Raw genomic sequence first — 21483 nt, forward strand, 5'->3', positions numbered from 1 at the left:
TAGCTAATTTGCGCTCTCCTGGCGCCCTGGTCCGGACCTGGGAGTCGTCTGAGGCAGTGGCTGCGGTGGCCGGGGGCCCGCGTACTGCCCGCTGGGGCGGATACGCAGCGGGGGCTCCCCGTACTCCTCCAGTGCGTGGGCGATCCAGCCCGCGGTGCGGGACACCGCGAACACGGTCTCGCCCGCGTCCGCCGGCATCCCCCGGGAGGCGGACAGAACGGCCAGGGCCAGGTCGATGTTGGCGTGCAGCGGAGCGTGCCGCGCCGTCGTCTCCACCACCTCGCGGGCCGCCGCCAGCGCCCCGGCCGCCTGCGGCACGTCCTCCAGCAGCGCGAACAGGGCCGTCGCCCGGGGGTCCTCGCCCCGGTACAGCCGGTGGCCCAGGCCCGGCACCCGCCGCCCGGTCCGCAGATGATCGGCGACCACGGGGACCGCGCTGCCCCGGTCCACCGCCTCCCGGAGCATCCGGTGCGCCAGACCGCTCGCCGCGCCGTGCAGCGGCCCCTCCAGTACGCCCAGACCCGCCGAGACCACGGCGTACGGGTGGGCGCGCGCGGACGCGGCGACCCGGGCGGCCAGGGTGGAGGCCGCCAGGTCGTGGTCGATCAGGAGCGCCAGAGCCGCGTCCAGCACGGCGAGGGAAGGGGCGTCGGCCGGCTCCGCGGTGAGCCGTGACCACAGCCCACGCGCCAGGGAGCCCTCTTCGGCCTCCGGGCCGCCCAGTGCCGGCAGGGCGCCCACCAGCGTAGGGATCAGGCCCCGGGCGCTGCTCAGCACCGCCTCGGGCGACAGGTCGAACCGCAGCGGGTCCGTGGCCGCCGCGGCGGTCACCGCCACCCGCAGCCGGTCCGTCGAACCGCTGTGCGCGGGTAGCGCGCCGACCGTCCGGCGGGCCGCCGCGAGGGTCCCGGCGGAGGCGGTGAACCGGGCGCCGGGCCGCAGCTCACCCGTCCACAGCCACTCGGCGACCTCCTCGTAGCTGTACCGCCGGGCCAGCTCCGTCGCGTCGACGCCGCGGAAGAAGCAGCGGTCGCCCTCGATGAGTGTGATGCCGGTACGGAAGGCGAGGTCGCCCCCGGCCGGGGAGGGGTCCCGCCGCCCCGAGCGCCGGGCCAGCGCCCGGACCTCGTCGGAGTCGAACGTGCTGCCCCGCCCTCCGGCGGCCCGCGCACTGCTCAGCTGGCCCCGGCTGACGTAGGCGTACACCGTCTCCGGCTTCACGCCCAGCAACTCGGCGGCCTCCCGTGTGGTGAGCCGGGGCGCCCCCTGCTCGCCGGGCGCTGATTGATCGGTCATGCGGACCACCGTATCCATCCTGAATCCATGAGGGAGTCCAAGGATCTCGATCTCTGTATTGATTCAATCAACATTGACAGAACTCAAGTCAATCATAGACAGTCGAATCAATGTTCCGGGCGCTGTTGAGACAGAGAGAAAAGAGAACAGCCATGACCACCACCCCTGCCGTCCCCCGCGGCCTCGCCGGTGTCGTCGTCACCGACACCGCCCTCGGCGACGTCCGCGGCCGCGAGGGCTTCTACCACTACCGCCAGTACTCGGCGATCGAGCTCGCGGGGACCCGCAGCTTCGAGGACGTCTGGTACCTGATGGTTCACGGCGAACTGCCGGACCGGGCGGCTGCCGCCGACTTCGCCGCCCGCACGGCCGCCCTGCGCGCCCTGCCCGCCGAGGTCCGCGAGGCGCTGCCCGCCATCGCCCGAGCGGGTGCCGTCTCCGGCCCGCTCGCCGGACTGCGTACCGCGCTCTCCCTGCTCGGCGCCTCGGCCGGCTTCCGCCCGGTGTACGACATCGGGGCCGACCGCCGACGCGAGGACGCGCTCGTCGCCTGCGCGGCCGTCCCCACGATCCTGACCGCACTCCACCGCCTGGGACAGGGCCTCCAGCCGGTCGAACCCCGCGGGGACCTGCCGCACGCCGCGAACTACCTGTACATGCTGACCGGGGCGGAGGCGGAGCCCGAGCACGCCAGGGCCGTCGAGCGGTACCTCATCTCGACCGTCGACCACGGCTTCAACGCCTCCACCTTCACTGCCCGGGTCGTCGCCTCCACCGGAGCCGACCTGGCCGCCTGCCTGGTCGCGGCGGTCGGCGCGCTCTCCGGGCCGCTGCACGGTGGAGCCCCCAGCCGGGCCCTGGACACCCTCGACGCCATCGGCACCCCGGACCGCATCGACGGCTGGATCCGCGAACAGGTCCTCGCCGGCCGCCGCATCATGGGTTTCGGCCACCCCGTCTACCGCACCGAGGACCCGCGCTCCCGGATGCTCAAGTCCCTCGCCCAGGGCTTCGGCGGACCGCTCGTCGGCTTCGCCGTGGAAGTGGAACGCCAGGTCGAGGCGATCCTCGCCGAGCTCAAGCCGGGCCGGGAGCTGCACACCAATGTGGAGTTCTACGCCGGAGTGGTCATGGAGCTGTGCGGGTTGCCGCGAGCGATGTTCACCCCCACCTTCTGCGCGGCGCGGGTGGTCGGCTGGAGCGCCAATATCCTGGAGCAGGCGGAGGACTCGAAGATCATCCGCCCGGCGTCCCGCTACGTCGGCGCACCCCCGCCGCAGCCGGTCCCGGCACCCTGACGACGCACCAGGAAGGCCCCCGTTGACCCCGCCCCGTACCCCGCAGATCCCGGTCGTCGTCCTGGCGGGCTTCCTCGGCTCCGGCAAGACCACGCTCCTGAACCATCTGCTCCGCAACCGGGCGGGTACCCGGATCGGTGTGATCGTCAACGATTTCGGGGCCATCGAGATCGACGCCATGACCGTCTCGGGGCAGGTCGGATCGACGGTCTCGCTGGGCAACGGCTGCCTGTGCTGCGCCGTCGACGCGAGCGAACTCGACACCTTCCTGGAGACGCTGACCCGGCCCGCCGCCCGGCTGGACGTCATCGTCATCGAGGCGAGCGGGCTGGCCGAACCCCAGGAACTCGTCCGTATGCTGCTGGCCAGCGACAACCCGCACATCCTGTACGGGGGCCTCGTCGAGGTCGTCGACGCGGCGGAATTCGACAGCACCCGTCAGCGGCATCCCGAGATCGCCCGCCATGTCGCTGTCGCCGACCTCGTCGTCCTGAACAAGACCGACCGGGTGGGGGAGGCCGAGCGGGAGCGGCTGCGGGCGACAGTCGCGGAACTGAGCGGACCCGCCGCCGTGATCTGTGCCGTGCACGGCCGGATCGACCCCGAGCTGCTCTTCGACCCCGCCCTCCGGCCGGACCACGAGGAGAGGGCCCGCCAGCTCACCTTCGAGGACCTGCTGCGGGAGGAGGCGTGCGAGGGGCGCGGGGAGCACGGGCACGGCGGGCACGACGACCACCTCCACGCCGCGTACGAGAGCGTCGACTTCACCTCCGAGATGCCGCTGGACCCGCGCCGCTTCATGGCGTTCCTCGACTCCCGGCCCGACGGTCTCTACCGGATCAAGGGGTTCGCGGACTTCGGCGCGGGGGACCGGGACAACACGTACGCGCTGCACGCGGTGGGCCGCTTCCTGCGCTTCGTCCCCCGCCCGTGGGCGCGCGGCGAACAGCGGATCACCCAGCTCGTCATGATCGGCGCGGGCATCGACGCCGAAGCGCTGCTGGCCGGACTCGCCGCCTGCCGCGCGCACGAGCCCGCCCCCGATGGGCCCGCCGACGCCGCTGCCGTCGAACGCGGCATGTGGGGCGTGCTCCGGTACGTACAACAGGAGGCGGACCCCGTGGACGTGCGGGCAGCGGCCGCGGAGGCGTAGCGCCCCCGGACCGCTCCCCACCGTACGGAAAGAGTGCCTACAGCGGCGGTCCCGCGATCACGGCCACCGGCTCCAGCAGCGGCGTGCCCGAACCGTCCCGCCTCGGGTCCGGCTCCGGCAGCTTCGCCGGGGTGCCGTTCTTCTGCGCGGCCCGTGCCGGGGTGGGGCCCGCCCAGGCGAACACCAGGACGTCCTCGCCCTTCAGGAACCGCTGGCAGCGCACGCCGCCGGTCGCCCGGCCCTTGCGCGGATACTGGTCGAACGGGGTGAGCTTGGACGTCAGCACCGAGTCGTCCAGCGTGCCGTGCGAGCCGGCCACCGTGAACACGATCGCCTCGGCCGCCGGGTCCACCGCCGTGAACGACAGCACCTCGGTCCCGGCCGCCAGCTTGACGCCCGCCATGCCTCCGGCGGGCCGCCCCTGCGGGCGCACCGAGGCCGCCGGATAGCGGAGCAACTGGGCGTCGGAGGTGATGAACACCAGGTCCTCCTCGCCGGTGCGCAGCTCGGCCGCGCCCACGATGCGGTCACCGTCCTTGAGGGAGATGACCTCCAACTCGTCCTTGTTGGCCGGGTAGTCCGGCACGACGCGTTTCACCACGCCCTGAAGGGTGCCGATCGCGAGGCCCGGCGAGGACTCGTCCAGGGTGGTGAGGCAGATCAGCTCCTCGTCCGCATCGAGGCTGAGGAACTCCGAGATCTGCGCCCCACCCGAGAGATTCGGCTCCGCGTGCGTGTCCGGCAGCTGCGGCAGGTCGATCACCGAGAGCCGCAGCAGCCGGCCCGTGGAGGTCACCGCCCCGACATCGCCGCGGGCCGTCGCAGCCACCGCCGACACGATCACGTCGTGCTTGGTCCGCCGGGCGTCCTCGGAGATCTCGACCGGCTCCGCGTTCGCCGTGCGGGCCAGCAGGCCCGTCGAGGAGAGCAGCACTCTGCACGGGTCGTCCGCCACCTCCAGTGGTACGGACGCGATCTGCGCACCCGCCGACTCCAGCAGCACCGTGCGCCGGTCCGTGCCGAACTTCTTCGCCACGGCGGCCAGCTCCGAGGAGACCAGCTTGCGCAGCTCCGCGTCCGACTCCAGGATCGCGGTCAGCGCGTCGATCTCGCCGGTGAGCCGGTCCCGCTCGCTCTCCAGCTCGATCCGGTCGAAACGGGTGAGCCGGCGCAGCGGGGTGTCCAGGATGTACTGCGTCTGGATCTCGCTCAGCGAGAAGTGCGCCATCAGACGCTCCTTCGCCTGCGCGGAGTTGTCGCTGTCCCGGATGATCCGGATGACCTCGTCGATGTCGAGCAGGGCGACGATCAGGCCCTCGACCAGGTGCAGCCGGTCGCGGCGCTTGGTACGGCGGAACTCGCTGCGCCGGCGTACCACCTCGAAGCGGTGGTCGAGATAGACCTCCAGCAGTTCCTTGAGGCCCAGGGTGAGCGGCTGGCCGTCGACCAGTGCCACGTTGTTGATGCCGAAGGACTCCTCCATCGGCGTCAGCTTGTAGAGCTGCTCCAGCACCGCCTCCGGCACGAAGCCGTTCTTCACCTCGATGACCAGACGCAGTCCGTGCGCCCGGTCGGTGAGGTCCTTGACGTCCGCGATGCCCTGGAGCTTCTTCGCCGAGACCAGGTCCTTGATCTTGGCGATCACCTTCTCCGGGCCCACCGTGAAGGGCAGTTCGGTGACGACGAGGCCCTTGCGGCGGGCCGTCACGTTCTCCACGGAGACGGTGGCGCGGATCTTGAACGTCCCCCGGCCCGCCGCGTACGCGTCCTTGATGCCGCCCAGCCCGACGATGCGGCCGCCGGTGGGCAGGTCGGGGCCGGGCACGAAGCGCATCAGCGTCTCGACGTCGGCGCCCGGGTGCTTGATCAGGTGCCGGGCGGCGGCGATGACCTCGCCCAGATTGTGCGGGGGCATGTTGGTGGCCATGCCCACGGCGATCCCGGAGACCCCGTTGACCAGGAGGTTGGGGTAGGCGGCGGGGAGGACGACCGGCTCGCGCTCCTGGCCGTCGTAGTTCGACTGGAAATCGACGGTGTCCTCGTCGATCGCCTCGGTCATCAGCGAGGTGGCGTCGGCCATCCGGCACTCGGTGTACCGCATGGCGGCCGGCGGGTCGTCGTTGCCGAGGGAACCGAAGTTGCCGTGGCCGTCGACCAGGGGCAGCCGCATCGAGAACGGCTGGGCCATACGCACCAGGGCGTCGTAGATCGAGGCGTCGCCGTGCGGGTGCAGCTTGCCCATCACCTCGCCGACGACGCGGGCGCACTTCACATAGCCGCGGTCGGGGCGCAGTCCCATCTCGTTCATCTGGGACACGATGCGGCGGTGCACCGGCTTCATGCCGTCGCGGGCGTCGGGCAGGGCCCTGGAGTAGATCACCGAGTACGCGTACTCGAGGAAGGAGCCCTGCATTTCGTCGACGACGTCGATGTCGAGGATCTTCTCCTCGAAGTCGTCCGGCGGCGGGGTCTTCGTGCTACGGCGGGCCATCGCGGCTGCGACTCCTTCACAGATTCTGTTCGGACAACCTGAGCTTGTTCGGTACAACACGAGCTAGTGACGCGGTCCATTGTGGACCGCCGCACTGACAACGCCGACCTCGACCCGTCCGAAGCGGGTCGGGGCGACGCGCCCGGGCGGTGTCCGCGACACCATCGACGGAAACATCCACGGAACGGGAACTTCGCCAGGTGCCGGTGCGCTTGCTTAGAGTGGCAGGTCTGGCAGGAAGTCCAGTATCGCGATCGAAGGGACGTACATGCCCATGGGTCACACGGCCACCGCACAGGCCGGCTCCGGCGGCCTGACAGCGACCGAGCACCGCCTGGCCAACGGCCTGCGTGTGGTGCTCTCCGAGGACCATCTGACCCCGGTCGCCGCGGTCTGCCTCTGGTACGACGTCGGCTCGCGCCACGAGGTCAAGGGGCGCACCGGTCTGGCTCACCTCTTCGAGCACCTGATGTTCCAGGGCTCGGGACAGGTCAAGGGGAACGGTCACTTCGAGCTCGTCCAGGGGGCCGGCGGCTCGCTCAACGGGACGACCAGCTTCGAGCGGACCAACTACTTCGAGACCATGCCCACCCACCAGGTGGAGCTGGCTCTCTGGCTCGAAGCCGACCGTATGGGCTCCCTCCTCGTCGCCCTCGACGAGGAGTCCATGGAGAACCAGCGCGACGTCGTCAAGAACGAACGCCGCCAGCGCTACGACAACGTGCCCTACGGCACCGCGTTCGAGAAGCTGACCGCCCTCTCCTACCCCGAGGGTCACCCCTACCACCACACCCCGATCGGCTCCATGGCCGACCTGGACGCGGCCACGCTGGAGGACGCCCGCGCGTTCTTCCGTACGTACTACGCGCCCAACAACGCGGTGCTCTCGGTGGTCGGCGACATCGACCCCGAGCAGACCCTCGCCTGGATCGAGAAGTACTTCGGCTCCATCCCCTCCCACGACGGCAAGCAGCCGCCGCGCGACGGGACGCTGCCCGGGACCATCGGCGAGCAGCTGCGTGAAGTGGTCCACGAGGAGGTCCCGGCGCGCGCCCTGATGGCCGCCTACCGGCTGCCCCACGACGGCACCCGCGCCTGTGACGCCGCCGACCTGGCGCTCACCGTGCTGGGCGGCGGCGAGTCCTCCCGGCTGCACAACCGCCTGGTCCGCCGCGACCGTACGGCGGTGGCGGCGGGCTTCGGCCTGCTGCGGCTCGCCGGAGCGCCCTCGCTGGGCTGGCTGGACGTGAAGACGTCCGGCGGCGTCGAGGTGGCGCAGATCGAGGCCGCCGTCGATGAGGAGCTGGCCCGGTTCGCCGCGGAGGGGCCCACCCCCGAGGAGATGGAGCGGGCCCAGGCGCAGTTGGAGCGCGAGTGGCTGGACCGGCTCGGCACGGTCGCTGGCCGTGCCGACGAACTGTGCCGCTACGCGGTCCTGTTCGGCGACCCGCAGCTCGCCCTGAGCGCCGTGGGCCGGGTCCTGGGCGTCACCGCGGAGGAGGTGCGCGCGGCGGCCGAGGCGGCCCTGCGCCCCGACAACCGGGCGGTGCTGGTGTACGAGCCCATCGAGCCGGCCGACGAGGCCGACGAGGGCGAAGAAGGCACCGAGGGCACCGACGCGCACGAGGGGGCGGCCAAGTGAGCGACGCCGCCGTGACTGGAGTAGCCATGGAGTTCCACCCGCAGCCCACGCCCGGCACGGCCCGCCCCTGGGCCTTCCCGGCGCCCGAGCGTGGCGCCCTGCCCAACGGGCTGACCGTGCTGCGCTGCCACCGCCCCGGCCAGCAGGTCGTCGCGGTGGAGATCTTCCTGGACGCGCCGCTGGAGGCCGAGCCCGAGGGCCTCGACGGCGTGGCCACGATCATGTCGCGGGCGCTCTCCGAGGGCACCGACAAGCACAGCGCCGAGGAGTTCGCCGCCGAACTGGAGCGCTGCGGAGCCACGCTCGACGCGCACGCCGACCACCCCGGCGTCCGGGTCTCCCTGGAGGTCCCGGCCTCCCGGCTGGCCAAGGCCCTCGGTCTGGTCGCCGAGGCGCTGCGGGCCCCGGCATTCGCCGAGAGCGAGATCGAGCGCCTCGTCGGCAACCGCCTCGACGAGATCCCGCACGAGCAGGCCAATCCGTCCCGGCGCGCGGCCAAGCAGCTCTCCAAGGAGCTGTTCCCGGCCAACGCCCGGATGTCCCGGCCGCGCCTGGGCACCGAGGAGACGGTCCGGGGGATCGACGCGGCCGCCGTGCGCGCCTTCTTCGACGCCCATGTCCGCCCGTCCACCGCGACGGCCGTGATCGTCGGTGACCTGACGGGCATCGACCTGGACGCGCTGCTGGCGGAGACCCTCGGCGACTGGTCGGGCAACGCCGGCCAGGCCCGCCCGGTGCCGCCCATCACCGCGAACGACACCGGTCGCGTGGTCATCGTGGACCGCCCCGGCGCGGTCCAGACCCAGCTGCTGATCGGCCGGATCGGCGCCGACCGGCACGAGCGCGTGTGGCCCGCGCAGGTGCTCGGCACGTACTGCCTGGGCGGCACCCTGACGTCCCGGCTGGACCGGGTACTGCGCGAGGAGAAGGGCTACACCTACGGGGTACGGGCCTTCGCCCAGGTGCTGCGCTCCAGCGGCCCCGACTCGGGCGGCGCGGCGATGCTCGCGATCAGCGGCTCGGTGGACACGGAGTCCACCGGACCGGCGCTGGACGACCTCTGGAAGGTTCTGCGGACGCTGGCCGCCGAGGGGCTGACCGACGCCGAGCGCGAGACGGCCGTGCAGAATCTGGTGGGCGTCGCCCCGCTGAAGTTCGAGACCGCCGCCTCCGTCGCGAGCACGCTGGCCGACCAGGTCGAGCAGCACCTTCCCGACGACTACCAGGCCGACCTCTACGCCCGGCTCGCCGAGACGGGCACCGTGGAGGCGACCGCCGCCGTGGTCAGCGCCTTCCCGGTCGACCGGCTGGTCACGGTCCTCGTGGGGGACGCCGCGCAGATCGAGGAGCCCGTGCGGGCGCTCGGTATCGGTGAGGTGTCCGTCGTCACCGGCTGACGGCACCCGTGGCACACCGCTGCGGACAGGACCCCGACGGACGGAAGTTCGTCGGGGTCCTCCCTTTTGCCTGATTAGTGAACTTCACCCGCTTTGAGGGAGAGGTTGCCTGTCTGCCCTGTGGGATGTGCGACAAATCCCCTTGTCCGTTTGGTACTGGGAAGTCGCCCCGCCTAGCGTCGGCCCGGCTGTCCGTCACCCTTAGCCGCATCCGCGGCGCCGGGCAGTCATCGCCGAGTCCCCGTCAGGCGCGAGCCTGGGGAGCCGGGGACCCACGCAGTCCCTGGGGTGAATCGGAGGCCCGTGCCGTGAACCGGTGCGGGGATCCGTAGGAGACCTTCCTGCTCCGAACCCTCCCCCAAGGCCTAAAGGGCCAGGGGGTGCCCCCTGCTAACCCGGTAGGCGAGAAGGAAGGAAAGGATCAGCCCCTCCATGGCGTTCACCCGTGCCACCGGGAAGCACCGTGCCCCGAGCCGTCTCACGCGCCACAGCGCCCAGGCCGCCGGCATCGCGGCCCTGGCCACCACCGGAGTCATCGGCTCGCTGGCCTCCCCGGCCATAGCCGCTGACACCGAGGCCGCCGAGGTCGTCGACACCGGCCTCACCCGGGCCATAGCCCTCGACGCCACCCTCGCCGAGCAGATCGACGCGCAGGCCCACGCCCAGAAGCAGCAGGCCGACGTGATCGCCAAGGCGAAGGCCGAGGCCGCCGCCGAAGCCAAGGCCAAGGCCAAGGCCGCCAAGGCCAAGGCGAAGGCGGAGGCGGAGCGCAAGGCGGAGGCCCGCGCCAAGGAGGTCCGTGAGGAGAGGGCCCGCGCCGCCCGCGCTGCCGAGCGCGCCCGGCTGAACGCCTTCCACCTCCCGGTCGCCGGCTCCCACGTCACCACCGGCTACAAGGCCGGCGGTTCGCTCTGGTCCTCCGGCAGCCACTCCGGCGTGGACTTCATGGCCTCCTCCGGCAGCTCCGTTGTCGCGGTCGGCGCGGGGACGGTCGTCGAGGCCGGCTGGGGCGGCGCGTACGGCAACAACATCGTGCTCCGGATGACGGACGGCACGTACACCCAGTACGGCCACCTCGCTTCGATCGGCGTCTCCGTCGGCCAGAGTGTCTCCTCGGGCCAGCAGATCGGCCTCTCCGGCTCCACCGGCAACTCCACCGGACCGCACCTGCACTTCGAGGCCCGCACCACCCCCGAGTACGGCTCCGACATGGACCCCGTCGGCTACCTGCGCTCCCACGGTCTGAACGTCTGACCCCACCGCGCGACCCATCCGCAGGACCCCGCCCGAAGGCCCCGGCACCCGCCGGGGCCTTCGGGAATTCCGGCCCGAAGATATCCGTGGATTCCGGGCTGCCATCGGAAATTCCGGCAGACTGCAATAGAGTCACGGAACAGGCGTCGGGCGGCCGCGTTTCGCGGGGGATCAAGGCGGAGGTTCGGACATGCGCATTCCCGCGCATTCGGTATGCACGGCAATCCGTGACGACATCGTCTCCGGTGTGTACGAGCGCGGCAGCCGCCTCACCGAGGAGTTGCTGGCCCGCCGCTACGGGGTCTCCCGTGTCCCGGTCCGTGAGGCCCTGCGCACGCTGGAGTCCGAGGGCTTCGTGGTCACCCGCAGACATGCCGGCGCGTGTGTCGCCGAGCCCACCGTGCAGGAGGCGGCCGACCTCCTGGAGGTGCGGACGCTCCTGGAGCCGCTGGGCGCGGCACGCGCCGCCCAGCGCCGTACGGAAGCCCATCTGAAGGTGCTCCGGGGCCTGGTCAGGCTGGGCCAGGAGCGGGCCCGCCGGGGCGAGGGCGAGGATCTGCGCTTGCTGGGCGGCTGGTTCCACGAGACCCTCGCCCAGGCCTCCGGCAGCCCCGGTCTCATCGCGCTGCTCACCCAGCTCCGGCACAAGATCGCCTGGATGTACGCGGTCGAGCAGCCGGCCCGCCCGGTCGACGCCTGGGCCGAGCGCGGCGCGATCGTGGACGCCGTGGCGCGCGGCGACGCGGAGCGGGCGAGGGTGCTGACCGCCCAGCACGCGGAACGCGTCACCGGGGCCCACCGGCTGCGCCGCCCGGATCTGCCGGGGCGGCGCACCGCACCCGTTCCCCGCGTGAGCACTTCGCAACATGGCGTAAACACCGCGGGCGTCCGCCATTAACAAATGAGCCGTATACAAAGAGAAGTGAATTATGGGGCGCCGTGTGTGCTGCTCGAATTGCCGATGCGTCACTATTCCCGGAAAAGCGAAAGAGCCGTGATCCTTTGAAAGGGTCACGGCTCTCGCACCTGTCGCGTCCGGCCGGGCCGGAGTCGCTCGGGTCAGACGGTCTCGGGAAGTTCTTCCAGGCCCTCGGCGACCAGCTTCGCCAGCCGGTCCAGAGCGGCCTCGGCGTCGTCCGCTTCGGACGCGAGCACGATCTCCTCGCCACCCTGCGCGCCCAGCCCGAGCACGGCGAGCATGGAGGCGGCGTTCACCGGGTCGCCGTCGGCCTTGGCGATCGTCACGGGGACGCCGGAAGCCGTGGCGGCACGGACGAAGATGGAAGCGGGGCGGGCGTGCAGGCCCTCGGCCCAACCGACGTTTGCGCGGCGCTCAGCCATGGTTCTGCCCTTCACATATCAACGGTTGTCTAGACCAGTCTCTCATGCAGTGCGTGGTGTTGTGCCCGGCCTCCTGTCCGGCCCTGTACTCCGGCGGCCCCGGTCCGGGCCTCCTCGGACTGCCCGGGCGCCGATCTCTCCGCGACCGGGGTCCCCGCCGTAGGCTTTGCGCATGGAGCCCACGCCGGAGCAGAGTCCGCATCACGCGTACCCCGACCACTGGGAAGCGGATGTGGTGCTCCGCGACGGTGGCACCGCGCGCATCAGGCCGATCACCACGGACGACGCCGAGCGACTGGTCAGCTTCTACGAGCAGGTGTCCGACGAGTCGAAGTACTACCGGTTCTTCGCCCCGTATCCGCGGCTATCCGACCGGGACGTGCACCGCTTCACCCATCACGACTACGTCGACCGGGTGGGACTGGCGGTCACGAGCGGCGGCGAGTTCATCGGAACCGTCCGCTTCGACCGCATCAACGACCAGGGCCGCCCCGCCTCCGCGCCCGCCGACGAGGCCGAGGTCGCCTTCCTCGTCCAGGACGCACACCAGGGCCGGGGCGTCGCCTCGGCGCTGCTCGAACACATCGCCGCGGTCGCCCGCGAGCGCGGCATCCGGCGCTTCGCCGCCGAGGTGCTCCCCGCCAACAACAAAATGATCAAGGTGTTCCGGGACGCCGGCTACACCCAGCGCCGCAGCTTCGAGGACGGCTCCGTCCATCTCACGCTCGACCTCGAACCCACCGAGAAGTCCCTCGCCGTCCAGCGCGGCCGCGAACAGCGCGCCGAGGCCCGCTCGGTGCAGCGGCTGCTCGCCCCCGGCTCCGTCGCGGTCATCGGCACCGGCCGCATCCCCGGCGGGGTGGGCCGCACGGTCCTTCGCAACCTCCTCGCCTCCGGCTACACCGGCCGTACGTACGCGGTGAACCGCGCCTTCGACGAGGACCTCACCACCCTCGACGGGGTCCCCGCCCACCGCTCGCTCGGCGAGATCGACGAGCAGGTCGACCTCGCGGTCATCACCGTACCCGCCCACCGGGTCCCCGAGGCCGTCGCCGACTGCGGGGAGCACGGCGTCCAGGGCCTGGTCGTCCTCTCCGCCGGATACGCCGAGCGGGGCGCCGAGGGCCGCGAGCTCCAGCGCGAACTGATCCGCCAGGCCCGCTCGTACGGCATGCGGATCATCGGCCCGAACGCCTTCGGCATCATCAACACCGCCGAGACCGTCCGGTTGAACGCCTCGCTCGCCCCCGAGTCGCCCGCGCGCGGCCGGATCGGACTGTTCACCCAGTCCGGCGCGATCGGCATCGCCCTGCTCTCCGGCCTCCACCGACGCGGCGCGGGCCTGTCCTCGTTCATCTCGGCGGGCAACCGGGCCGACGTCTCCGGCAACGACTTCCTCCAGTACTCCTTCGAGGACCCGGACACCGACGTCGCCCTGCTCTACCTCGAATCGCTCGGCAACCCCCGCAAGTTCACCCGCCTCGCCCGTCGCACCGCCGCCGTGAAGCCCGTCGTCGTGGTCAAGGGCGCCCGGCACAGCGGCTCCACCCCGCCCGGCCACGCGGTCCCGGTCAGCCGCATCCCCGACGCCACGGTCTCCGCGCTGATGCGCCAGGCCGGCGTCATCCGGGTCGACACCGTGACCGAGATGGTCGACGCCGGACTCCTGCTGGCGGGCCAGCCGCTCCCGGCTGGCCCCCGGGTCGCCATCCTCGGCAACTCCGAGTCCCTCGGCCTCCTGACGTACGACGCCTGCCTGGCCGAGGGGCTGCGCCCGCGCCCGCCGATCGACCTCACCACGGCCGCCTCCCCGCAGGACTTCCGGGACGCGCTGGCCGAGGCGCTGGCCGACGGGACCTGCGACGCCGTGATCGTCACCGCCATCCCGTGGGTGGGGGAGAACGGGGAGGCCGAGACCGGCGACGGTGAGGTGCTGGCCGCCGCCCTGCACAGGGCCGTGGCCGGGGGCTCGGCCAAGCCGGTGGCCGTCGTCCACGTGGAGATCGGCGGCCTCGCCGAGGCGCTGGCCGCCGCGTCCAGCACGGCCGCGCCCCGCCCTCGCACGGTGACGCCCGCAGCCCGGGCCCGGGCGGCCACCACAGCCACGACGGGCCCGGCCGCGAGTACCGGCCGGGCCGCGAGCACAGACCCGGCCGCGGGCAAGGGCCCGCAGGCCACCGCCGACCCGGAAGCGAGCCCCGCCCGGGAAACCACCGGCCCCGGCCGCATCCCCGCCTACCCGGCCGCCGAACGCGCCGTACGGGCCCTCGCCGAGGCCGTGAAGTACGCCCAGTGGCGGCGCCAGGCGGCCGTGCCCGGCAAGATCCCCGAGTTCCTCGACGACACCATCGACGAGCCCGGGGCCGCCGCCCTGATCGAGGCACGGCTCGCCACCGCCCCCGACCCGCGCGGGCGCCCGCTCCCCCACGACGAGGCCCGCGAACTGCTCGACCGCTACGGCATCGCCGTCCGCCCCACCCTGCCCGCCTCCGACCCGGAGGCGGCCGTCGCCGCGGCGGCCCGGCTCGGCTATCCCGTAGCGCTCAAGACCACCGCGCCCCACCTGCGCCACCGCGCGGACCTCGGCGGGGTCCGCCTCGACCTCGCCGACGAGGAGGCGCTGCGCCGGGCGTACGGAGACCTCACCGACCTCCTCGGCAAGCCCGCCGAACTGCTCCCCGTCGTCCAGGCGATGGCCCCGCGCGGCGTGGACACCGTCGTGCGGGCCTCCATCGACGCGGCCGCCGGGGCCGTCCTCTCCTTCGGCCTCGCGGGCGCACCCTCCGAACTGCTCGGCGACACCGCGCACCGGCTGGTCCCCGCCACCGACCGCGACGCCGCCGAGCTGATCCGGTCCATCAGGGCCGCCCCGGTGCTGTTCGGCTGGCGCGGCTCGGCCCCGGTCGACACGGCCGCGCTCGAAGAGCTGCTGCTCCGGCTGTCCCGGCTGGTCGACGACCACCCCGAGGTGGTCTCCGTCGCCCTCGAACCGGTCGTCGTCGCCCCGCACGGACTGACCGTGCTCGGCGCGAGCGTCCGGCTCGCCCCGCCGCCCGCCCGGGGCGACCTCGGCCCCCGCCGCCTTCCGAGCTACTGAGCCCCACCGGCGATGGGGGGGCGTCGCGGGGCTGGGCACGCGCTCCCCCAAGCTCTCGGCTTCGATCGAGCAGGGAGGGGCCCCTTCCGGCGTTGTCGTCAACCACCGTGGCTCCGCCCTACCTCAATCCTCCGCCCTGCAGCTGCACTCGCCCGGCCCCGCTCCTTCTTCCATCCCCCCCAATCGCCGGTGGGGCTGACCGCCGGTGCGCACCGGGGCGTCCCGGGCAGTCACCGGCCCGCCGTAGGATGGTGCTCATGGCAAAGACCGGTACGACGACCCAGGGGCTGCGCACGGCGATCGAGCGCAGCGGCTACTACCCGGCCCTCGTGGCCGAGGCGGTGGAGGCCGCCGTCGGCGGGGAACCGGTCGCTTCGTACCTCGTGCATCAGGAGACCACCTTCGACTCCAACGAGGTGCGCCGCCATGTGACGGTCCTCGTCCTGACCGAGCACCGCTTCATCGTCAGCCACACCGACGAGCAGGCCGCCGACACCAGCTCACCGACGCCGTACGCCACCACCTCCACCGAGTCGGTCAAGCTGGAGCGGATCTCCTCCGTCGTGGTCAGCCGGGTGGTGGCCAACCCGGAGAAGTACGTCCCGGGCACCCTGCCCCGCGAGGTCGTCCTCACCATCGGCTGGGGCGCGGTCTCCCGGATCGACCTGGAGCCCGCCGCCTGCGGCGACGCCAACTGCGAGGCCGACCACGGCTACACCGGCAGCTCCACCGCCGACGACCTGAGCCTGCGGGTCAGCGAGGCCGGTGACGGCCCCGACGCCGTGCGCCAGACCCTCGCCTTCGCCCAGTCGCTCTCCGAAGCCACGGCCGCCACCGCGGCGACCGGCCGCTGATGGCCCAGCCGGCCTGGCAGGACCCCGTCCCGCTGTCCCTCGACACCGCGCCCGTGCCCGAGTACGGCAGCGGCTCGCTCGCCGACCTGCTGCCGACCCTCGCCGCCGGACAGGAGGTGCCGGGGTTCGCCGCCGCCATCCCCGAGCTGACCCCGGCCGACCGCAACTGCGTCTTCCTGATCGACGGCCTCGGCTGGGAGCAGATCATCGCGCACCCGGACGAGGCGCCGTTCCTGCACTCCCTGCTCCCCACCTCGCGCGGCGGCACCGGCCGCCCGCTCACCGCGGGCTTCCCCTCCACCACCGCGACCTCGCTGGCCTCGGTCGGCACGGGGCTGCCGCCCGGCGAGCACGGCCTGCCCGGCTACACCGCGCGCAACCCGGAGACCGGCGAGCTGATGAACCAGCTCCGCTGGAGGCCGTGGACGTCGCCGAAGGTCTGGCAGCCGTACCCCACGGTCTTCCAGCTCGCCGACGCCGCGGGCGTGCACACCGCACAGGTCTCCGCGCCGACGTTCGAGCAGACCCCCCTCACCAAGGTCGCGCTCAGCGGCGGCTCCTTCCTCGGCAGGCTCTCCGGCGAGGACCGGATGGACGTCGCCGCCCAGCGTCTGGCCGCCGGCGACCGCTCGCTCGTCTACACGTACTACAGCGAGGTCGACGGCAAGGGCCACCGCTTCGGCACCGACTCGGACGCCTGGCGCGGTCAGCTGATGTATGTCGACGGGCTCGCCCGACGCCTCGCCGAGCAGCTCCCGCCGCGCTCCGCGCTCTACATCACCGCCGACCACGGCATGATCGACATTCCGTTCGACGAGCAGTCCCGGATCGACTTCGACGAGGACTGGGAGCTGCGCGCGGGCGTCGCCCTCCTCGGCGGCGAGGGGCGCGCCCGCCATGTGTACGCGGTGCCGGGCGCACAGTCCGACGTCCTGGCCGTCTGGCGCGAGGTGCTCGGCGAGCAGTTCTGGATCGCGAGCCGGGACGAGGCCATCGCGGCCGGCTGGTTCGGTCCGACGATCGACGAGCGGGTGTACGGACGGATCGGCGACGTGGTCGCCGCCGCCCACGACGACGTGATCATCACGGCCTCCGTCAACGAGCCGCACGAGTCGGCGATGGCGGGCGTGCACGGTTCCCTGACCCCCGTGGAACAGCTCGTCCCGCTCCTCGAAGTGCGCTCGTAACCCCTCCCGCCGTACCCACCCCCCTCCGAAAGGTGCTCGACCCCTCATGCCCGAGCTGGTGTTCTTCTCCGGAACCATGGACTGCGGAAAGAGCACGCTGGCCCTGCAGATCGGTCACAACCGCTCCGCGCGCGGGCTCCAGGGTGTGATCTTCACCCGGGACGACCGCGCGGGGGAGGGCAAGCTCTCCTCCCGGCTCGGCCTGGTGACGGACGCCGTCGAGGCCGAGGAGGGCATGGACCTGTACGCGCACATCGTGGACCGGGTCAGCCGGGGCGGCCGGGTCGACTACGTGATCGTGGACGAGGCGCAGTTCCTTGCCCCCGGCCAGATCGACCAACTGGCCCGCGTCGTCGACGACCTGGGGCTCGACGTCTTCGCCTTCGGTATCACCACGGACTTCCGCACCAAGCTGTTCCCCGGCTCCCAGCGGCTGATCGAGCTGGCCGACCGCATAGAGGCGCTCCAGGTCGAGGCACTGTGCTGGTGCGGCGCCCGAGCCACGCACAACGCCCGTACGGTGGACGGCGAGATGGTCGTCGCGGGTGCCCAGGTCTTCGTCGGCGACGTCAACCGGCAGGCGGGCGAGGTCGGTTACGAGGTGCTGTGCCGTCGGCACCACCAGCGCAGAATGACCGGCGCGGCGGCCCGTGCGGGCACACTGTCGCCGGACGTCCTCCCGGTCAACCACGCCTGACCGCCGGGTCCTGGCGGCCGGGACCATCCCCCGTCCGATGGCCGGTCTTCCCCGCGGAGGCCGGCCGTCGGCATGGCGGGAACCGTTCAGAACCCGGTGCGTCTCTTGGCCGGGTGGCCGGGCCACGGCAACGTGACCCGGCCACCCGACCTACGAGGAGATGGAACGCTACGTCGAGATCGACAAAGAAGTCGGCGACCATCACCTGTTCTACGGGAGCGGTGGCTGAGGATGACAGACGAACAGAGCGGGAGCGCGCCGGCGCCGCAGCCGGCGAAGGCCGGGCTGGAGGTCGTGGCGCAGGGCGTCGCCGAGGGGCTGCCCTCGTACGCGCGGGCCTTCAAGGCCGTCGCCAACGTCGAGGTGGCCCCGCGGGCCACCGTGGCGCGCTCGGCGCCGGAGGCGCTGGTGGAGGCCGACCGGCTGTGGCTGGAGCACGCGCGGACCGCTGCCGTCATCGATGGCGAGGGCTGCTTCCTGGTCCGGGGAGCCGATCGCGACTGGGTCCGGGTGCGCCGCACCTCGCACACCGTGCTCTTCGCCGCCCTCGTACCAGGGGCCGGCTCCATGGTCATCGCGATGTCCCCGGACGGCCGACGACTGTGCGCCCACACCGAGGAGGACGACGACTACTGGATCGTCGTGCACCGTTTCGAGGACCGTCCTGTGTGACCCGGGCGAGACGGCACGGTACCGGCGGCAGCGCCTCCGTACCGTGAAGCCCGCCGCCGATCCCCGCGACCACCTGGGGCTCGACGTCTTCGCCTTCGCCATCACCACGGACTTCCGCACCCAGCTGTTCCCCGGATCCAGCGGCTGATCGACGAAGCCCTGCGGCCGGCGCCTGCGAGTCCGCATCGGTCGGCAGGCAGCGGAGCCGTTATGGGTGGGAAGGTTTCCAGCCGCCATGACCAGTCGTGAAACCCGTCTCGACCATGCGTTCTTGAGCGGAGGCACAGGTCAGCGGCCGTGCCCCGCACGGCTGGATCTGTGCGGCGGCCAGCGGGGCACGTTGCTGCCCGGGGGCGTGGCTGTCAGCATTCCGGAGCGCGCACTACGCGGCGGCCGGGGCAACGGGTCAGAGCCCGGGCCGGGCCCCCCCACCCGTTGGTTCTGCCCGAAGGACGACCAACAAGGAGTGCTCACCTCATGGTGCGATCGAAACTGCGGATGCTGCTGCTCGGCCTCGTCGGAGCCTTCGCTCTGCTCGGCGCGGTCATCGCCCCCGCGACGGCCACGCCTGCCGGCGCACCCAACGCCTCGTCCGGCACCGCGGCCGCCGGGTTCTGGTCCTGCACGGTTCCGCCCGGCTACGTGTACACGAACACGCAGTCCACTCTGAGCTGTTCCACCAGCGGCTTCAGAACGCAGTACTACGTGCAGCCTCCCCAGGACGGGCTGTGGGCCTGCACGACCGCTTCCGGCTTCACCTACTCGAACACGCAGTCCACTCTGAGCTGCTCGACCGGCAGCGGATTCCGCACCAAGTACTACCTGAAGACTCCGAAGACCGGGCTGTGGGCCTGCACGGTGCCCTCCGGCTTCACCTACACGAACACGCAGTCCACTCTGAGCTGCTCGACCGGCAGCGGATTCCGCACCATGTACTACCTGCGGGCCCTGTGACCGCCCGCTGACCGGACGGGGTGCGGTTCCTGGCCGGAGATCCGGTGCGGAACCGCACCCCGCGCCGACCACCGGGGCGGCCGCTGCTTCATGCGGTCGTCCCGCGGGCGGCCCGGACCAGCCTGAGCGCACTTCAACGGCCGTGCCGACGCGACGGACCGGGTACGACGAGACGGGCGCGAGCGGGTTCGGCGCGAGGCCGTGGGACGCTCCTGGCCGCGGGACACCCCTCAGCTTTCGCCGGACCCGCTCCCGGAGGGCCGGACGACGGTGAAGACGGCCCCCTCCGGATCCGCGACCGTCGCCGACCGGCCGCTCGCCCCTTCGCGCGGCGGCTGCAGGATGCGCCCGCCCAGCTCCACCACCCGGGCCGCGGTCAGATCGGTGTCGGCGACCTCGAAGTAGGTCATCCAGTGCGGTCCCCGGTCGCGCGGCAGTGCGTGGCCGACGCCGTGCAGGGCTGCCACCGGGATGCCGTCCAGATGCAGGGTCTGGTAGTCGAAGTCGGCCGAGACGACCGCCTCCGTCTCGTAGCCGAAGACCGTCTGGTAGAACTTCGCGACCATCGAGGTCTCCTGGGTCACCAGCTCGTTCCAGACAGGGGTGCCGGGCACGCCCGCCGTCATCGTGCCGATGTGCTCCGAGCCCTGCCAGATGCCGAAGACCGCTCCGTTCGGGTCCGAGGCGATGGCGAGCCGCCCGGCCTCGCCCGCGTCCAGCGGGCCGACCGCGACCGTCCCACCGCAGGAGCGGATGGCTTCCGCGGTGGCGTCGGCGTCGTCCGTGGCGAGGTAGGTGGTCCACGCGATCGGGAGATGCCGGTCGGGCGACAGCTGGCCGATGCCCGCGACCTCCTTGCCGTGCAGCAGTCCGCGCACGTAGGGGCCCAGTTGTTCGGGGCCCGGCCGGAACTCCCAGTCGAACAGGGCCCCGTAGAACTCCTGGGTCGTGGTCAGGCCGTGCACGATCAGACTCACCCAGCAAGGTGTTCCGGGCGTGTGTCGGGCGGCAGCCTCGGTCATCGTCTTCTCTCCTCGGACCGTTGTGGTGGCCGTGCGGGGGGAACGGGACAGGTACGCCGTCCCGGGTCGGGAAGCGGCCCGCGTGCCCCGTGCAGATGCTCGCACCCCCCGGCACGGGAGGCGCACCGGCCGCGCCGCGTCGTCCGGGTTCTCGACGAAGGACGACCGGTATTCCCGTCGGCCGTCCCTTCCGATGCTGTTACGGGTGCCAGGGCCTCTGCGCGAGGATGGCACCCATGAAGCCCATCATTACCGCATCCGAATGCGCGAGCGAGTCGGCCGGGCCGCGCCCGCCGGTGCTCCTGGACGTCCGCTGGCAGCTCGGCGGTCCCGACGGCCGCCCCGACTACGAGGCCGGTCATCTGCCCGGCGCGGTCTTCGTCGACCTCGATACGGAACTGGCCGGTCCGGCGGGCGACGGCGGCCGCCACCCCCTCCCGGACCCGGAGGCCTTCGGGTCCGCGATGCGCCGGGCCGGGGTCGGCCAGGACACCCCCGTCGTGGTGTACGACGGCGGGCAGGGCTGGGCCGCGGCGCGCGCCTGGTGGCTGCTGCGCTGGACGGGGCACCCGGACGTACGGGTCCTGGACGGCGGCCTCGCCGCTTGGACGGGCGACCTCTCCACCGAGACCCCGCACCCTGCCGAGGGCGATTTCCGGCCGAAGCCCGGGGCCCTGCCCACGCTGGACGCGGAAAGTGCGGCGGCCTTCGCCCGGTCGGGTCTGCTGCTGGACGCACGCGCGGCGGAGCGCTACCGGGGCGATGTGGAGCCGATCGACCGCGTCGGCGGCCATATCCCCGGGGCCGTCTCCGCGCCGACCACACAGAACGTCGACGAGCACGGGCGCTACCTCCCGGCCGAGCGGCTCGTCGCCCGGTTCGCCGGACTGGGGGCGGAGGGAAGCACCGAGGGCGTGGGCGTCTACTGCGGATCCGGGGTCTCCGGCGCGCACGAGGTACTGGCCCTGGAGATCGCCGGCTTCCGAGGCGTCCTGTACCCCGGCTCCTGGTCCGAATGGTCCTCGGACCCCTCCCTGCCGGTCGCCACGGGTCCCGAGCCCCAGTAGGCCCGCCGCGCGACGGGCGAACGGTAAGGGAACGGGGTCCGTACGCGACTGCGTACGGACC

Annotated in this window: 17 protein-coding genes and 1 pseudogene; 14 read left to right on the forward strand and 4 right to left on the reverse strand. The window is 72.3% G+C overall.

Going from position 1 to position 21483, the window contains the following annotated elements:
- Positions 1-3: 3 nt before the first annotated feature.
- Positions 4-1296: a citrate synthase gene (locus B9S58_RS23190; RefSeq protein ID WP_103534100.1), complete on the reverse strand. Its 1293-nt coding sequence runs from the start codon at positions 1294-1296 to the stop codon at positions 4-6.
- A 152-nt stretch (positions 1297-1448) separates the two neighbouring features.
- On the opposite strand from B9S58_RS23190, the gene B9S58_RS23195 reads away from it, so the two are divergent.
- Positions 1449-2594 carry a citrate synthase/methylcitrate synthase gene (locus B9S58_RS23195; protein WP_103533998.1) on the forward strand — a complete coding sequence of 382 codons (1146 nt, stop codon included), beginning with the start codon at positions 1449-1451 and terminating at the stop codon, positions 2592-2594.
- A 22-nt stretch (positions 2595-2616) separates the two neighbouring features.
- Positions 2617-3747 (forward strand): GTP-binding protein, encoded by a 1131-nt coding sequence (locus tag B9S58_RS23200; protein WP_103533999.1) that lies wholly within the window; start codon positions 2617-2619, stop codon positions 3745-3747.
- Positions 3748-3784: 37 nt separating this feature from the next.
- Here B9S58_RS23200 and B9S58_RS23205 read toward each other — a convergent pair whose 3' ends face one another.
- Positions 3785-6238, reverse strand: coding sequence for a DNA topoisomerase (ATP-hydrolyzing) subunit A (locus B9S58_RS23205; protein WP_103534000.1), 2454 nt, complete (start codon positions 6236-6238; stop codon positions 3785-3787).
- A gap of 268 nt (positions 6239-6506) precedes the next feature.
- On the opposite strand from B9S58_RS23205, the gene B9S58_RS23210 reads away from it, so the two are divergent.
- From B9S58_RS23210 to B9S58_RS23225, 4 genes are all read left to right on the forward strand, one after another.
- Complete coding sequence (locus tag B9S58_RS23210) at positions 6507-7880, forward strand: pitrilysin family protein (protein ID WP_103534001.1); 1374 nt, start codon at positions 6507-6509, stop codon at positions 7878-7880.
- Between the two features lie 26 nt (positions 7881-7906).
- Complete coding sequence (locus B9S58_RS23215; protein WP_103534002.1) at positions 7907-9277, forward strand: pitrilysin family protein; 1371 nt, start codon at positions 7907-7909, stop codon at positions 9275-9277.
- A 432-nt stretch (positions 9278-9709) separates the two neighbouring features.
- The gene (locus B9S58_RS23220) at positions 9710-10531 is read left to right on the forward strand and encodes a M23 family metallopeptidase (RefSeq protein ID WP_103534003.1); all 822 of its coding nucleotides are present in this window, start codon (positions 9710-9712) and stop codon (positions 10529-10531) included.
- Positions 10532-10721: 190 nt separating this feature from the next.
- Positions 10722-11429: a GntR family transcriptional regulator gene (locus B9S58_RS23225; RefSeq protein WP_103534004.1), complete on the forward strand. Its 708-nt coding sequence runs from the start codon at positions 10722-10724 to the stop codon at positions 11427-11429.
- A gap of 161 nt (positions 11430-11590) precedes the next feature.
- On the opposite strand, the gene B9S58_RS23230 is transcribed toward B9S58_RS23225, so the two are convergent.
- Complete coding sequence (locus tag B9S58_RS23230; RefSeq protein WP_103534101.1) at positions 11591-11872, reverse strand: HPr family phosphocarrier protein; 282 nt, start codon at positions 11870-11872, stop codon at positions 11591-11593.
- 172 nt (positions 11873-12044) lie between these two features.
- Here B9S58_RS23230 and B9S58_RS23235 point away from each other — a divergent pair, with 172 nt between their 5' ends.
- The 7 genes and pseudogenes from B9S58_RS23235 to B9S58_RS23265 all read left to right on the forward strand — a co-directional run bounded on the left by B9S58_RS23235 (position 12045) and on the right by B9S58_RS23265 (position 19333).
- Positions 12045-14969 (forward strand): bifunctional GNAT family N-acetyltransferase/acetate--CoA ligase family protein, encoded by a 2925-nt coding sequence (locus B9S58_RS23235; RefSeq protein WP_103534005.1) that lies wholly within the window; start codon positions 12045-12047, stop codon positions 14967-14969.
- 257 nt (positions 14970-15226) lie between these two features.
- Entirely contained in the window at positions 15227-15823 is a 597-nt protein-coding gene (locus B9S58_RS23240) for a DUF5998 family protein (protein WP_103534006.1), read from the forward strand.
- Positions 15823-17010 (forward strand): alkaline phosphatase family protein, encoded by a 1188-nt coding sequence (locus tag B9S58_RS23245; protein ID WP_103534007.1) that lies wholly within the window; start codon positions 15823-15825, stop codon positions 17008-17010. The genes B9S58_RS23240 and B9S58_RS23245 overlap by 1 nt, the downstream gene beginning before the upstream one ends.
- A 46-nt stretch (positions 17011-17056) precedes the next feature.
- On the forward strand, positions 17057-17707 hold the full coding sequence (locus B9S58_RS23250) for a thymidine kinase (protein ID WP_103534008.1): 651 nt from the start codon (positions 17057-17059) through the stop codon (positions 17705-17707).
- A gap of 231 nt (positions 17708-17938) precedes the next feature.
- A complete protein-coding gene (locus tag B9S58_RS23255; protein WP_103534009.1) occupies positions 17939-18379 on the forward strand; it encodes a hypothetical protein in 441 nt (146 codons plus the stop codon).
- A 67-nt stretch (positions 18380-18446) separates the two neighbouring features.
- Positions 18447-18518 (forward strand): annotated as a pseudogene (locus B9S58_RS23260) (thymidine kinase); the annotation flags it as partial.
- Positions 18519-18856: 338 nt separating this feature from the next.
- Positions 18857-19333: a hypothetical protein gene (locus B9S58_RS23265; RefSeq protein WP_103534010.1), complete on the forward strand. Its 477-nt coding sequence runs from the start codon at positions 18857-18859 to the stop codon at positions 19331-19333.
- A gap of 230 nt (positions 19334-19563) precedes the next feature.
- On the opposite strand, the gene B9S58_RS23270 is transcribed toward B9S58_RS23265, so the two are convergent.
- A complete protein-coding gene (locus B9S58_RS23270; RefSeq protein WP_103534011.1) occupies positions 19564-20355 on the reverse strand; it encodes a VOC family protein in 792 nt (263 codons plus the stop codon).
- Positions 20356-20591: 236 nt separating this feature from the next.
- Here B9S58_RS23270 and B9S58_RS23275 point away from each other — a divergent pair, with 236 nt between their 5' ends.
- A complete protein-coding gene (locus B9S58_RS23275; RefSeq protein WP_103534012.1) occupies positions 20592-21422 on the forward strand; it encodes a sulfurtransferase in 831 nt (276 codons plus the stop codon).
- Positions 21423-21483 lie beyond the last annotated feature (61 nt).

Source organism: Streptomyces sp. SM11 (assembly GCF_002910905.1).
Classification (GTDB): Bacteria; Actinomycetota; Actinomycetes; order Streptomycetales; family Streptomycetaceae; genus Streptomyces.

What these genes read in the sequence shown, in the direction of transcription:
- B9S58_RS23265 (WP_103534010.1), top strand. Translation starts at nt 18,857, where the DNA reads ATGGTGCGATCGAAACTGCGGATGCTGCTGCTCGGCCTCGTCGGAGCC.
- B9S58_RS23225 (WP_103534004.1), top strand. Translation starts at nt 10,722, where the DNA reads ATGCGCATTCCCGCGCATTCGGTATGCACGGCAATCCGTGACGACATC.
- B9S58_RS23235 (WP_103534005.1), top strand. Translation starts at nt 12,045, where the DNA reads ATGGAGCCCACGCCGGAGCAGAGTCCGCATCACGCGTACCCCGACCAC.
- B9S58_RS23210 (WP_103534001.1), top strand. Translation starts at nt 6,507, where the DNA reads ATGCCCATGGGTCACACGGCCACCGCACAGGCCGGCTCCGGCGGCCTG.
- B9S58_RS23240 (WP_103534006.1), top strand. Translation starts at nt 15,227, where the DNA reads ATGGCAAAGACCGGTACGACGACCCAGGGGCTGCGCACGGCGATCGAG.
- B9S58_RS23195 (WP_103533998.1), top strand. Translation starts at nt 1,449, where the DNA reads ATGACCACCACCCCTGCCGTCCCCCGCGGCCTCGCCGGTGTCGTCGTC.
- B9S58_RS23250 (WP_103534008.1), top strand. Translation starts at nt 17,057, where the DNA reads ATGCCCGAGCTGGTGTTCTTCTCCGGAACCATGGACTGCGGAAAGAGC.
- B9S58_RS23270 (WP_103534011.1), bottom strand. Translation starts at nt 20,355, where the DNA reads ATGACCGAGGCTGCCGCCCGACACACGCCCGGAACACCTTGCTGGGTG.
- B9S58_RS23205 (WP_103534000.1), bottom strand. Translation starts at nt 6,238, where the DNA reads ATGGCCCGCCGTAGCACGAAGACCCCGCCGCCGGACGACTTCGAGGAG.
- B9S58_RS23275 (WP_103534012.1), top strand. Translation starts at nt 20,592, where the DNA reads ATGAAGCCCATCATTACCGCATCCGAATGCGCGAGCGAGTCGGCCGGG.
- B9S58_RS23215 (WP_103534002.1), top strand. Translation starts at nt 7,907, where the DNA reads ATGGAGTTCCACCCGCAGCCCACGCCCGGCACGGCCCGCCCCTGGGCC.
- B9S58_RS23220 (WP_103534003.1), top strand. Translation starts at nt 9,710, where the DNA reads ATGGCGTTCACCCGTGCCACCGGGAAGCACCGTGCCCCGAGCCGTCTC.
- B9S58_RS23190 (WP_103534100.1), bottom strand. Translation starts at nt 1,296, where the DNA reads ATGACCGATCAATCAGCGCCCGGCGAGCAGGGGGCGCCCCGGCTCACC.
- B9S58_RS23245 (WP_103534007.1), top strand. Translation starts at nt 15,823, where the DNA reads ATGGCCCAGCCGGCCTGGCAGGACCCCGTCCCGCTGTCCCTCGACACC.
- B9S58_RS23230 (WP_103534101.1), bottom strand. Translation starts at nt 11,872, where the DNA reads ATGGCTGAGCGCCGCGCAAACGTCGGTTGGGCCGAGGGCCTGCACGCC.
- B9S58_RS23255 (WP_103534009.1), top strand. Translation starts at nt 17,939, where the DNA reads ATGACAGACGAACAGAGCGGGAGCGCGCCGGCGCCGCAGCCGGCGAAG.